General features: G+C 63.3%; 10 protein-coding genes. 2 read left to right on the top strand and 8 right to left on the bottom strand.

The window, feature by feature from the left end:
* Positions 1-18: 18 nt before the first annotated feature.
* The 6 genes from PVZ80_RS02600 to PVZ80_RS02575 all read right to left on the bottom strand — a co-directional run bounded on the left by PVZ80_RS02600 (position 19) and on the right by PVZ80_RS02575 (position 9,303).
* Positions 19-312, bottom strand: coding sequence for a hypothetical protein (locus PVZ80_RS02600; RefSeq protein ID WP_009050608.1), 294 nt, complete (start codon positions 310-312; stop codon positions 19-21).
* Between the two features lie 218 nt (positions 313-530).
* A complete protein-coding gene (locus tag PVZ80_RS02595; RefSeq protein ID WP_041984323.1) occupies positions 531-851 on the bottom strand; it encodes a hypothetical protein in 321 nt (106 codons plus the stop codon).
* A gap of 906 nt (positions 852-1,757) precedes the next feature.
* Positions 1,758-4,178 (bottom strand): glucose/quinate/shikimate family membrane-bound PQQ-dependent dehydrogenase, encoded by a 2,421-nt coding sequence (locus PVZ80_RS02590; RefSeq protein ID WP_273863397.1) that lies wholly within the window; start codon positions 4,176-4,178, stop codon positions 1,758-1,760.
* A gap of 129 nt (positions 4,179-4,307) precedes the next feature.
* A complete protein-coding gene (locus PVZ80_RS02585) occupies positions 4,308-5,681 on the bottom strand; it encodes a carbohydrate porin (RefSeq protein ID WP_009050605.1) in 1,374 nt (457 codons plus the stop codon).
* Positions 5,682-6,005: 324 nt separating this feature from the next.
* Positions 6,006-7,028 carry a hypothetical protein gene (locus PVZ80_RS02580; RefSeq protein ID WP_016703465.1) on the bottom strand — a complete coding sequence of 341 codons (1,023 nt, stop codon included), beginning with the start codon at positions 7,026-7,028 and terminating at the stop codon, positions 6,006-6,008.
* A 235-nt stretch (positions 7,029-7,263) separates the two neighbouring features.
* Positions 7,264-9,303, bottom strand: coding sequence for a TonB-dependent receptor (locus PVZ80_RS02575; protein WP_273863396.1), 2,040 nt, complete (start codon positions 9,301-9,303; stop codon positions 7,264-7,266).
* Positions 9,304-9,653: 350 nt separating this feature from the next.
* Between PVZ80_RS02575 and PVZ80_RS02570 the strand changes: the two genes are divergently transcribed.
* The gene (locus tag PVZ80_RS02570) at positions 9,654-9,884 is read left to right on the top strand and encodes a VF530 family DNA-binding protein (RefSeq protein WP_007923118.1); all 231 of its coding nucleotides are present in this window, start codon (positions 9,654-9,656) and stop codon (positions 9,882-9,884) included.
* Between the two features lie 9 nt (positions 9,885-9,893).
* Positions 9,894-10,553 carry a Pr6Pr family membrane protein gene (locus PVZ80_RS02565; RefSeq protein ID WP_053269820.1) on the top strand — a complete coding sequence of 220 codons (660 nt, stop codon included), beginning with the start codon at positions 9,894-9,896 and terminating at the stop codon, positions 10,551-10,553.
* 84 nt (positions 10,554-10,637) lie between these two features.
* Here PVZ80_RS02565 and PVZ80_RS02560 read toward each other — a convergent pair whose 3' ends face one another.
* Positions 10,638-11,423 (bottom strand): siderophore-interacting protein, encoded by a 786-nt coding sequence (locus PVZ80_RS02560; protein WP_273863394.1) that lies wholly within the window; start codon positions 11,421-11,423, stop codon positions 10,638-10,640.
* Positions 11,420-11,995, bottom strand: coding sequence for a PadR family transcriptional regulator (locus tag PVZ80_RS02555; protein ID WP_009050600.1), 576 nt, complete (start codon positions 11,993-11,995; stop codon positions 11,420-11,422). The genes PVZ80_RS02560 and PVZ80_RS02555 overlap by 4 nt, the downstream gene beginning before the upstream one ends.
* Positions 11,996-12,085 lie beyond the last annotated feature (90 nt).

Below are 12,085 nucleotides of genomic sequence, written 5' to 3'. Positions count from 1 at the left end.
TCGACGATGGGCCGCGGCTTACTGCTTGGTGCACTCGGCGGGGAGCGCTACGACGCCGCCCATGGAGGCGAAGGCGACCATGCCGCCACTGGGCAATACGCAATTGTATTCGCCGTTGCTGGTGCTGGCGGTGAAGTAGGTCTGGGACGCGTCGCTACGCACATTGGAGACCGTGGTCACGGGTTTGCCGAGGGTGGTCTGGGCGCGGTTCTTGAGGTCGTCGTTGCTGGGTTTGGCAATGGCGCAACCGCCCAGGGCGAGTGCCAGGAGGCTGAGCAGGGCGAGGGGGCGAGCAGTGGGGTGGAGGTTCATGGTGATTCTTCCTTGGCGTTGTTGTGTTTTCTACGGCGCAGCCGACCCCGACACCGCAGAGCGGCGGTGTTGAGAAGGGCGAGTGAGTGGTTGGCACTATATCGCCGGGGTAGGGGAGGGTCGATTAGCACAGATGGGCTAATGTCCCTTTGCAATGGCCGGGTTGAGGATAGTGTCGGCGCAGGGCCGGCTGGCGGCCGCCGGCCCCGGATCGAGGTTCAGCTCAGCAGTTGTTCCTGCAGGCGCCGGCCGAGTACGTCCAGCAGGTCGCAGCCATCGCGCAGGGGGATGACGCAGAGCTGGGCGAAATCCTGGAGCAGTGCCGGGTTGCTGTGCAGGTTGGCGTCGCTGGCGATGTTTTCCAGCAGCTGGATCGCCGCACGGATGCGGTGGGCGGCGGCTTCGTGCAACACATCCAGCGGCGCCTCGGTGTCGATCAGCAAGGCGGGGATGGTGCAGTCGTTGCTGGTCAGGGCCATGTAGCGGCGGGGTTTGGTGTCGTCGAGGATCGCGGGTGGATCGGGAGTGAGTTTTTTCATTGGTCTGTTCCTAACGTATGAGTCGGAGTCGCCAGAAATCACTTCCACGTAATCAGGTGGCGGCTGTACGCAGGTGTGGAAGACCGGGACGTTAGGCACCCGGCGCACTCGAGAGTGCCCCACGCACAGCCGCCATAAAGTGCAGGCGAAAAACGCCTGACTCACGTTGCTTTGCGCGCCTAACGATATAAGGGCTTCCACACCCTGTCACTGAGTTTGCAGTGACAGGCCAAACCATAGAGTCCGGGGCTCGGTGGGACAAGGTGATGGGAGTCGACGCGTGCTGTAGGAATTTTCGCTGTTGCCACTGTCACCCCCATCTCGGATCAACATTGGCCTGTAGCCGCTGCCGAGCCCGCGAGGCTGCGATAAGGCCCGCAGGGCCTTGGTTCCCGATCTTCCGCCGAACTTCCAGAGGCCTCCAGAACGCCGCGACCGTGCCGGTCGATCGCAGCCTGCGGCAGCGGCTACAAGAACCGTGACTGCACGTTCGATCATCGTTTGGCGCAACACCGATCTCGGATCAACATTGGCCTGTAGCCGCTGCCGAGCCCGCGAGGCTGCGATCGGCCGCGAAGCGGACGCCAAACCAGGCAACGCGGTGTATCAGGCAAATGGGGGATACCGCCCTTGCGTCTGCTGCGCAGACGATCGCAGCCTCGCGGGCTCGGCAGCGGCTACATGGATCTCTGTTGCCTGGCGGGCCTTATCGCGGGCAAGCCTCGCTCCTACGGAAGCGTAAAGCGGAATGCGGCGATCCTGCTTCTGTAGGAGCGAAGCTTGCTCGCGATGACGTCAGGCCAGGCAACACAAAAATGAAAGGCTGAAGAAACTCCCCCAAACGCCATCCACAAAAAAAGGCGGCTACCCGCAGGTAGCCGCCTTTTCATTCACCGCCGGTAACGCTTATTCCGACAGTTTGTAGGCGATGATGTAGTCGCCCATCTTGGTGCCCAGCGAGCCGTGGCCACCCACGACCACCAGCACGTACTGTTTGCCATCCTTGCCGGTGTAGCTCATCGGCGTGGCCTGGCCGCCTGCTGGCAGGCGGGATTTCCACAGTTCCTTGCCGTTGTTCACGTCATAACCGCGGATGTACTGGTCCAGGGTACCGCTGAGGAAGCCCACGCCGCCGGCAGTAACCATCGAGCCGCCCATGCTTGGCACGCCGATGGGCAGGCCGATCGGTACTGGCGAGCTGTCGCGGCTGGTGCCGTTCTTGTGCTTCCACACCACTTTGTTGGTGGTCAGGTCGATACCGGCCACGTAGCCCCAGGCCGGGGCCTGGCAAGGTACGCCGAACGGCGACATGAACGGATGCATGATCACCGCGTACGGCGCGCCGGTGTTGGGTTGCACACCGGAGGTTTCGCTTTCGCGCTTGCTGCCGGCGGCGACTTCGGCGCGCGGCACCAGCTTGGAAACGAAGGCCATGTAGTTCGGGCTGGTGAACAGCAGGTGACGGACCGGGTCGATCGATACGCTGCCCCAGTTGAACACACCGACGTTACCCGGGTAGATCAGGCTGCCCTGGATCGACGGCGGGGTGTACTGGCCTTCGTAGCGCAGTTCCTTGAACTGGATACGGCACAGCATCTGGTCGAACGGCGTGGCGCCCCACATGCCTTTTTCTTCCAGCGGCGGTGGCAGCAGGTTCAGGTCCGAACGGGCCTGGGTCGGCGCGGTGTGGTCGCCTTCGACCGCACCGGCCGGAGCCGGTACTTCCTGGATCGGCACGATCGGGGTGCCGTCGCGACGGTCCAGCACGTACAGGCTGCCTTGCTTGGTCGGCTGGATCAGCGCCGGCTTGATGCCGTCCGCGGTCTTCATGTCCACCAGGGTCGGCTGGCTGCCCACGTCCATGTCCCACAGGTCATGGTGGGTGAACTGGTAGTTCCAGCGCAGCTTGCCGGTGTCGATGTCCAGGGCCACAGTGCCGGCGCTGAATTTCTCGGCGCCCGCGGTGCGGTTGCCGCCCCACTGGTCAGGCATCTGGTTGCCCAGCGGCAGATAGACCAGGCCCAGCTTCTCGTCGACGCTGGCCAGGGACCACATGTTCGGCGAGTTGCGGGTGTAGGTCTGGCCTTCCGGCAGCGGAGTGGTTACGTCGGGGTTGCCGGCGTCCCAGTTCCACACCAGGTGACCGTCGTGCACGTCGAAGGCGCGGATCACGCCGGACGGTTCGTTGGTCGACTCGTTGTCGGTCACGTGGCCGCCGATGATCACCAGGTTACGGGTGATGGCGGCCGGCGACGTCGAGTAGTAGCCGCCCGGGGTGAACGGGCCGATACCGGCCTTGAGGTCCACCGCGCCTTTGTTGCCGAAGTCTTCGCAGACCTTGCCGGTGTCGGCGTTGATCGCGATCAGGCGTGCGTCGGCGGTCGGCAGGAACAGGCGACGCGGGCAGCTGGCGGCGATGGCCTGGCCGGCGGCCGAGAGGCTGGCCGGGGTGCTGATGGCGTCGGACTTGTTGAAGTTGGCTTCGTCGTAGTACGACACGCCGCGGCAGGTCATGTGCGCCCAGCCACGGAAGTCGTCGCCGTTCGGGCCCTGGATTTTCGGGTCGAAACGCCAGATCTCCTTGCCGGTGTCCGGGTCCAGCGCCAGCACCTGGCTGTGGGCGGTGCAGGCATAGAGCATGCCGTTGACCTTCAGCGGGGTGTTCTGGTTGGTGATTTCCACCGGGTCCTTGGCGGTCGGCATGTCGCCGGTGCGGATGCGCCAGGCTTCCTGCAGCTTGCCGATGTTGGCCGGGGTGATCTGGGTCAGCGGCGAGTAGCGGTCGCCGAACTCGGTGCGGCCATACGCCCGCCAGTCGCCTTCGGGCATGGTCGGCGCGGCGCTGGTGGTTTCGGCGCTTTCACGGCCCAGTTCGCCCGAGATCTCGCCCGGGTTGGTGAACTGGCTGTTGATCGCGGCACCGCCGGCCAGGACCACGGCCACGCCCAGTACCGCGGTACCCAGCGGCGCCGGGCCGTTGCGCAGCAGCGGACGACGGAACCATGGCAGCAGCAGAACCACACCCAGGGCAAAGAACAGCGACAGGCGTGGCACCAGTTGCCACCAGTCCAGGCCGACTTCCCACAGTGCCCAGACGGAGCTTAAGAACAGCACCACCCCGTAGACGAGCAGCGCGGAACTACGCCCCGCCAGCAGCAGCACGCCGCTGACGATCAGGCCGATACCGGCCAACAGGTAGTACAGCGAGCCGCCGAGCATGCTCAGCTTGATCCCCCCGGCCAACATGGCCAGGCCCATTAGCAGCAGCAAGATACCGAGCAGGCTCGGCAGCAGGCGGCTCGGACTTGAAGCACCATCAGTGCTCATAGTGTGGTTCTCCGTGACGTTTAAGGTAGTCCCGCGCTTGTTCACTGTAGATGACGATCAGGCGCGGGCATGGTTCAGCAGTGTTTGGGAAAAACAGTTTTATTCAGATTGGGCGAGCCCCAGGGCTTATCAGAACGAGCTCTGGATCTTGATCCCGCCGATCAGTGCGTCGTCGACCTTGTCCACGCCACCCGGGTGGCGGATGTATTGCAGGTTCGGGCGCACGGTCAGCCAGTTGGTGACGTGCACGCCGTAGTACAGCTCGGCGCTGTATTCGGTGTCCTGGGGCGGCAGGTAGGCCGGGTTGTCGTAGTCCTGGATGAGGTTGGCCTGGTTGGTCGCTTCGGCGTTCTTGCGGTAGGCCGGGTTGACGTGGACCCGGGCCATGGCGAAACCGATGTCGTCCTTGGCGCGCGCATCGAACAGGCCCTTGTAGACCAGGCCGGCCTGGACATAGTTGTCGATGGCGTTGGTCTTCTTGTCGTGCATCGTCGCGTTGGCGAACAGGCTCAAGCCGCGCGAGTGGTCGCTGGCCAGGCTGGTGATCTGCTGTTGCGCGCCCAGCCACAGGCCGTGCTTGCTCGAACTGCTGCGATAGGCCTCGCCGCTCAAGGCCGCCGGCTGGCCGTTGCTGTCCTTGTACACGTCAGTGGCCTTGGCGCTGCTGTAGTAGTAACCGGCGCGGTATTCACCCGGCAGCCCGTTGAGCTTCGGCGTCCACACCAGCTCCACCGGCAGCAGGGTGCCCTGGGTGCCGCTGCCGCTGAGCTTGAAGCCGTTGCCGCGTTCGAGGTTGGACGGGTTCTGCTCATAGGCGCCGATCTGCGCGTAGAGCTCAGGCGTCAGGTGATACTTGACCCGCAGCGCCCACTGGCTGACCGGCCAGTTGTACCAGACGCTACCGGCCCAGTTGCCGACCTGGGAGCCACAGAACGCCAGGTTCTGGAAGTCGCAGGGGAAGCTGTTGAAGTCTTCGCCCTGGCCGAACCGGCCGACCTTGATATCGAGTTTCTGGTCGAAGAATTTCTGCTGGTACCACATCTGCGTCAGGCGCCAGGTCTGGCCGCGGCCCCAGACTTCCTGGGCCGAGGTGAAGCCGCCGACCCGCGGGTCGTTGATGCGGTCGTTGCTGATGTTGTCGCCGTCACGCTTGGTGATGGTCAGTTGGAACTCGGCATCGTTCCAGCCGAGGATCTTGCCCAGGTCCAGGTGGCTGCCGAAGGCGAACTGGTCGCTGAAGCGTGCGGTGCGGTCATGGTCGTAACCGCCATGCAGGTTGGCGCCCATTTCGCCGACGAAGTCGATCTTGAAGTCGTAGCCTTTTTTCGCCAGCTCGGTGCGGTTGCCGTTCCAGTCGCCGAGCATCCAGGGGGACTCGCTGTCGAAGGCCGGCGCGGCCTGGGCGCAAGTGGCCAGGCCGAAGGCGCTGAGCAGGGTCATGGCTTTCTGGCTGGCAGTAGGGTGCAAGACAGCGCTGTCTTTGAGGGGCTTGAAATTAGGCATAAGTTGTCAGGTAAGGGCTTTTTATAAGAGGTCAGAAAAACAGGGGGTATCGCGCGTTGCGAACCTCAGGGGTCGCAAGCGGTAGCCACTGTTTTAAGGAAAAAAAACGATTCAGCGTTGGGGGCGTAAGGATAAAGCGCCTCCTCTTGGAGAGAAAGCGCTTTTAGTGACATGAATCATTTCGGATTTGGTAACAGTGTGCTTTTTCCTGCCGTTTGTATTCGGCACGAAACTACCGTCAATCTTCTTTCGGTCAAACAGGGGGCACGTCGTTCTACTTTGAATAACTCGCCCCTGTTGTTGTGCGGGTTCAACTAAGGACTTTCAGACTTCTTTTCTCCAGCCGGAGAACGTGATGGATGTTCCTTCTTCCTCTTCATCCTTGATCTCGATCTTGTAAGTACCGCCGCCCGCCACACCGTCAATCAGGGCTTTTTCATCGTTTGCGCGTAACTCGGCGCCTTTTGCCTGTTCCTGGTAGAACTTCACGACCTCGGGGAACGGCGCGTAGGTTTTCAATAGCACCTCGAAATCATGCCGGGGCCTGCCCGCTATCTCGTCGTAGTCGCCGTAAATCGGCGCGCCTTTCAGGCCTGGTGTGATGAAGAAACCATCGACGCCTGCGCCCACCAAGTGGGAGTTTTTAGGTAGCAACCCGAGCATCGCCTTCGGGAAGTCGGCAGGCAGTTGTGAGGCGTTCCAGGAGTCTTTTTCCGGTGCAGTGGTGATGTATTCAACGGTGGCGATCTTTTGCGCCCGGGCACGGGTTTCGGGATCTTCACTTTCGGCCCAAGACGCGACCATTGGCGGCAACTCTTTGCTCCAGGCAATGATCGGCTCGGCGTCACTCTTCTTGGCGTCTTTGGCCTGGAAGATGGTCAGCACGGTTTCCGGTGCCGGATTGCAGGACAAGGTTTCGTCCCTGGATTTGACGGTGCAGTGCCCATTCACCAGCCCAACGGTGAGCAACTGCCCCTTGTCGTCCAACAGCAGCGCGGCGCGTTCAAAGCCGTGACCATGATCCATGGCCGTGAGCATTTTGCGTCCGGCAGGTACACCTTTCTCGAACGTCGAGAACTCTGAGTCGAGGGAATCCAGTACTTGCGTCACGATCATGGAGCCGTCGCTGGTGAAGCTGCCGGTGGCGTAGCCGATGAAGTCGATCAGGGCCGCGCGCACCGCCGGGTCTTCATTGAGTTGCGGTGGTCGTGCCGGCGCGGGGGCATTGGTGAGCTGCAGCACGGTTGTGCCATCTGCGCGTTTTTCCGAATGAAGGGACAGTGCGACAGCATCAAGCGAGAGGGTGAGGGCCAAAAGCACGGCGAACGGGCGTGTGAGGTTGAACAAGGGGTCAGTCCTTTGTTGGGTGGAAATCCGGTTTCTGCGGGAGGTCACGGGTTGATGGCACTGCTTCAGGCCGTCATGACAGGTACGCAACCTTGGAAAGATAAAGCGGCGCATTTTGCCCGGTCACGGCCTGGCGGTACAGGCTGGGGATTGCGCAATGCCGTGGGAGTCAGGTTCTGAGGGGGAGGGGGCGGAGAGGAAAATCGCAGCCCGAAGGCTGCGATTGTGGGGGGACTCAGAAGGTGGTGCGCAAACCGACCTCGATGCTGCGCCCCTGGGCCGGGGCGATGTCGCGCAGGATCGAGCTGGCGTAACGCACGGTCTGGTTGGTCAGGTTCTCGCCCTTGACGAAGGCCAGCCACTGGCTGCTGCCGATATCGAAGTGGTAGCCGGCGCTGGCGCCCAGGGTGGTGTAGCCGTCGGTGCCGCTTTCGTTGTCCGGCACGCGACGCTGGCTGGCGGCGTGTTCGACATCGATGCGCGCCTGCCAGCGATCCAGTTCCCACAGCAGGCCGCTGTTCAGGCGTAGCGGGGCGATGCGCGGCAGGGCTTCGCCGTTGTCCAGGTTCTTGGCGCGGGTGTAGTCGCCGGACAGTTCCAGGGCGAACTTGCCGTAGGCGCTTTCGCCGAGCTTCCAGTGATCCTGCGCTTCGATACCGGTAAACCGCGCGCGGACCCCGGAGTAGGTGTATTCCGGCATGCCGCCGGCGTCTTCCTCGCCTTCATCGTTGAGGGTGCGGCCGCTGCCGAGCAGCCCGATGTAGTTGGAGAAGTGGCTGTAGAACACCCCGACGCTGCCTTTGTGGGTGCCGTTGTCGAAACGCAGGGCCAGGTCGCTGGACACGGCTTTTTCCTTCGACAGGTTGGCGTCGCCGACTTCATAGGTGCCGGTGGCCACGTGGGCGCCGTTGGCATACAGCTCGTAGAAGGTCGGGGCGCGTTCGGTGTAGCCCAGGGTGGCGGCCACGGACCAGATCGGCGTCAGGGTATAGACCGCGCTGGACGACAGGCTACCGGCGGTGAAGCTGTTGGAGCTGTCGGCCTGGCTGAAGCGTTCGTTGCCTTTGCTGTCCGGGTCGACGCGGGTGTGTTCCAGGCGTCCGCCGAGGCTGAGTTTCAGGCGCTCGGTGGCCTGCAGCTCTTCGAGGATGAACAGCGCGGCGCTGTCGGTGTCGGTCTGGGGCACGAAGGCCTCTTCGCCGAGCGCGGAAAACTCGCTGCGGCTGACCTGGGTGCCGATCACCCCATTGAGCGGGCCGAGGGGCTGGTGACGGGCTTCGACACGGGCTTCGTAACCCTTGTTCTTGAAGATTGTGCCAGTCTCGCCGCCTTCGATTTCGCGGTGCTCGTAATCGGTGTAGCCGGCATCGAATTTCAGCGCGCTGAAAGGGCCGTCGAGGTTGCGCAGTTCCGAGGCGAAGGCGTAGTGGTCCTGCTTCATGCGGATGCGCACGTCCTCTTCGGCGGGCGAGCCGTAGTTGGAGTCGTAGTTGCTGTAGGACAGCCCGGCGTAACCGTCGTCCCAGGTGTAGGAACCGCCGATGGCGCCGCCGTCCTGACGGCCGTCGCTGTTGCCCAGGCGACCTTTCTTGCCGTCGCCGTCTTCACTCGGCGGGGCATGGCGGCTGCGGGCGTAGCCGGGGATTTTCAGGTCGTTGAACTGCCGCGAGTTGGCGTCCAGGTGCAGGGCGAAGGTGCCGTTGCCGGCTTCCAGTTTGCCCGCGCTGCTGCGGGTGGTGTCGGCCCCGCCGTAGCGCAATTCACCGGCACCGTGGATGCCTTCGATGGCTTCGGTGGGGATGCGGTTGTCGAAGGTGTTGACCACGCCGCCGATGGCGCTGCCGCCATACAGCAGGGCAGCCGGGCCACGGACGATCTCGATACGGTCGACGTTGACCGGGTCCAGCGGCACCGCGTGGTCGTAGGACAGCGACGACGCATCCAGGGCGCCGACGCCGTTGCGCAACAGGCGAATGCGATCGCCATCCAGGCCGCGAATGATCGGCCGGCTGGCGCCCGGGCCGAAGTAGGACGAGGACACGCCCGGCTGTTTATTCAGGGTTTCGCCGAGGCTGCCTTGCTGTTGCAGGGTCAGGTCGTCGCCTTCCAGCACCGTGCTCGGCGCCGCCGTTTGCTGGCTACCCAGCGGGTTGGCGGTGATGACCTGCGGTTGCAGCTCCAGGGCGTGGGCCTGGGAAGCGAGCAGCAAGGCGGCGGACAGCGGCGTCAGGCGCCAGAGTAGAGAGCGAGAAGGGCGGTGGGCAGAGAGGGACATCGGTCATTCCTTGGCAAGCGCGGGGCTGTGCGCTTTGAGTCAAAAGAGAACAGGCGTGACACGGCGAGGTGTCTGGATCAGGGGTTTGTTTTGTATTGATACAATATAACATCTCTCTTGGCGCGAAAAGGAAGGAACTTTTCCAGGAGAGGGGGCATTCGTTCCGATGTAGCCGCTGCCGCAGGCTGCGATCGAGCGGAGCGCTCGCGGCGATCTCAGGTGCATGAGCGCCTTCGGCGCTATCGCAGCCTGCGGCAGCGACTACAGTTGATGAGTGTTCGCCCTTCCACCGGATCGAACCCTCGGCTAAGGTGCGCGACTTCCTTTTTTCTCTTGCTCAAAGGCCCGGCATGACTGCAACGAACAACGACCCGCTGCACGGCGTCACCCTGGAACAGATCCTCAAGGCGCTGGTGGAACATTACGAATGGCAGGGGTTGGCCGAGCGCATCGATATCCGTTGCTTCAAGAGCGACCCGAGCATCAAGTCGAGCCTGACCTTCTTGCGCAAGACGCCCTGGGCGCGGGAGAAAGTCGAGCAGTTGTACGTGAAATTGCAGCGCACCAAACGCCCGCTCTAAGGACCTTCGATGGCTGTCGAGCCGGTTTTTCCTTCAGGCGGCAAACGGCTGTTCACCGCGCTGGCCGCGTTGCTCGGCTGGGCGGGGCTGACGATCCAGCTGTACCTGATTCTTCATCTGCGCTGGACGGTGGACGCCAGCCTACTGGGCGGGCTGATCAACTTTTTCAGTTTCTTCACCGTGCTCACCAACACCCTGGTGGCGGTGGTGCTGACCTGTGCCCTGAACCTGCGTAGCTCACGGGGGCAGCGGTTCTTCCTGCAACCCTGGGTCAGCAGCGGTATCGCGGTCAGCATTCTGCTGGTGGGGCTGGCGTACAGCCTGTTGCTGCGTCATCTGTGGCATCCCCAGGGTTGGCAGTGGGTGGCGGACGAGTTGCTGCACGACGTGATGCCGCTGCTGTTTCTCGTCTACTGGTGGTGCTGCGTGCCCAAGGGCCGCCTGGGGTTGCGGCATGTCGCCGGGTGGATGCTCTACCCGCTGCTGTATTTCGCTTATGTCCTGCTGCGCGGGCATGTGCTGGGGCTGTATCCCTATCCTTTTGTCGACGTGGACAAGCTGGGCTACGCGCAGGCGTTCGTGAATGCGTTGGGGATTCTGGCGGGGTTTGTGCTGGTGGCGCTGGGGATTGTCGGGCTGGATCGTTGGTTGGGGCGTCGCCGGGCTTGAGTATGCGGTGACTGGAAGGGGGTCATCGCGGGCAAGCCTCGCTCCTACAGAGGCAGGTCTGTAGGGGCGAGGCTGGGCAGTCCGTCACTCTTCTTCGCTACTGTCCAGGCGCCAGTAACCGGCGGCCTTCACGAACGCGTCGTCGAGTCGGTGCTCGTCCAGCAGCACCCGGCGAATCTGCCGCGAGACTTTGCTTTCCGTGGCCACCCAGGCGTACAGCTTGCCGCTCGGCACCTGCAGCCCGCGCACGGTGCTGATCAGGTCCTGCTGGCCGCCGTCGCGCTCGACCCAGATCACCTCGACCTGCGCCGCGCTCTGCAGCACTTGCCGCTCCGCGGCGTCCTGGATCTCGATCACCGCCAGCACCTGGCGCCCGGCCGGCAGTTCTTCCAGGCGCCGGGCAATGGCCGGCAGCGCGGTTTCATCGCCGATCAGCAGGTAGCTGTCGAAGATGTCCGGCACGATCATCGAGCCGCGAGGCCCGCCGATATGCAGGAACTGGCCGGGCTTGGCCTGCTCGGCCCAGGTCGAGGCAGGGCCGTCGCCGTGCAGGACAAAATCGATATCCAGCTCACCGATGTCCAGGTCGTAGCGCCGTGGCGTGTAGTCGCGCATGGCCGGCATCACGCCGTTGTCCTTGCCCGGGCCCAGCACCAGGGTTTCCAGGGCGGCCTGCTGCTCGGCGTTCTGCGGGAACAGCAGCTTCACATGATCGTCGCTGCCCAGGCTGATGAAGCCAGCGAGTTCCGGCCCGCCCAGGGTGATGCGGCGCATGCGTGGAGTCAGGTCCACCACTCGCAGCACTTCCAGGCGGCGGCGTTTGATTTCGTGGCTGACCCGATGAATCGTTGGCAAATTGTCTGCGCTCATTCAGCTGACTCCTGGGTAGAAGGGATGGCCGGGCCGTCGACGATGGCGCGGGCGGTGTTGTTCAGCAGGTCGCGGACCCGCACGATCTCTTGCGGGTTCCAGCGGCCGTGGTGCATCTGCAGGGCATGGCGCAGGTTGTGCACCGCCTCGTGGATTTCCGCCGGGCGATCGTGGCCGCGCAGCGAGCGCTTGCTGACGTCGATGCGCATGCGCACGCCGTCCAGGGCAATCGCCTGGTCCTGTAATGACAGACGACCGGCCTCGGTCACGCTGTAGCGTTTTTTCCCGCCTTCGGCATCGCCGCTGATCAGTTCGCTTTCTTCGAGGAAGGTCAGGGTCGGGTAGATCACGCCCGGGCTGGGGCTGTAGGCGCCATCGAACATGCCTTCGATCTGGCGGATCAGGTCATAGCCGTGGCATGGCTGCTCGGCGATCAACGCCAGCAACAGTAGCTTCAGGTCGCCGGGGGCGAAGACCCGCGGGCCGCGGCCGCCGCGTTCGCGCCCGGGGCGTTTCTCGAAACCGTCGTGGCCGTCGCCGTACTCGCGGTGGGGATGGTGGTGTTCTCTCATTTTCTCTTTCTCTTGTTTGGTTAAGACATAACTTAAGATATATCTTAAATGCCGCGCAAGTACTTCCGTGGCAGCCAGACCTGCCGTTTG

It is taken from the genome of Pseudomonas sp. B3G-3 (genome assembly GCF_028640915.1).
In the GTDB taxonomy this organism is placed as follows: Bacteria; Pseudomonadota; Gammaproteobacteria; order Pseudomonadales; family Pseudomonadaceae; genus Aquipseudomonas; species Aquipseudomonas chlororaphis_I.
Note: the sequence above shows the minus strand (reverse complement) of the source record. Positions and strands in the feature narration are given on the sequence as shown.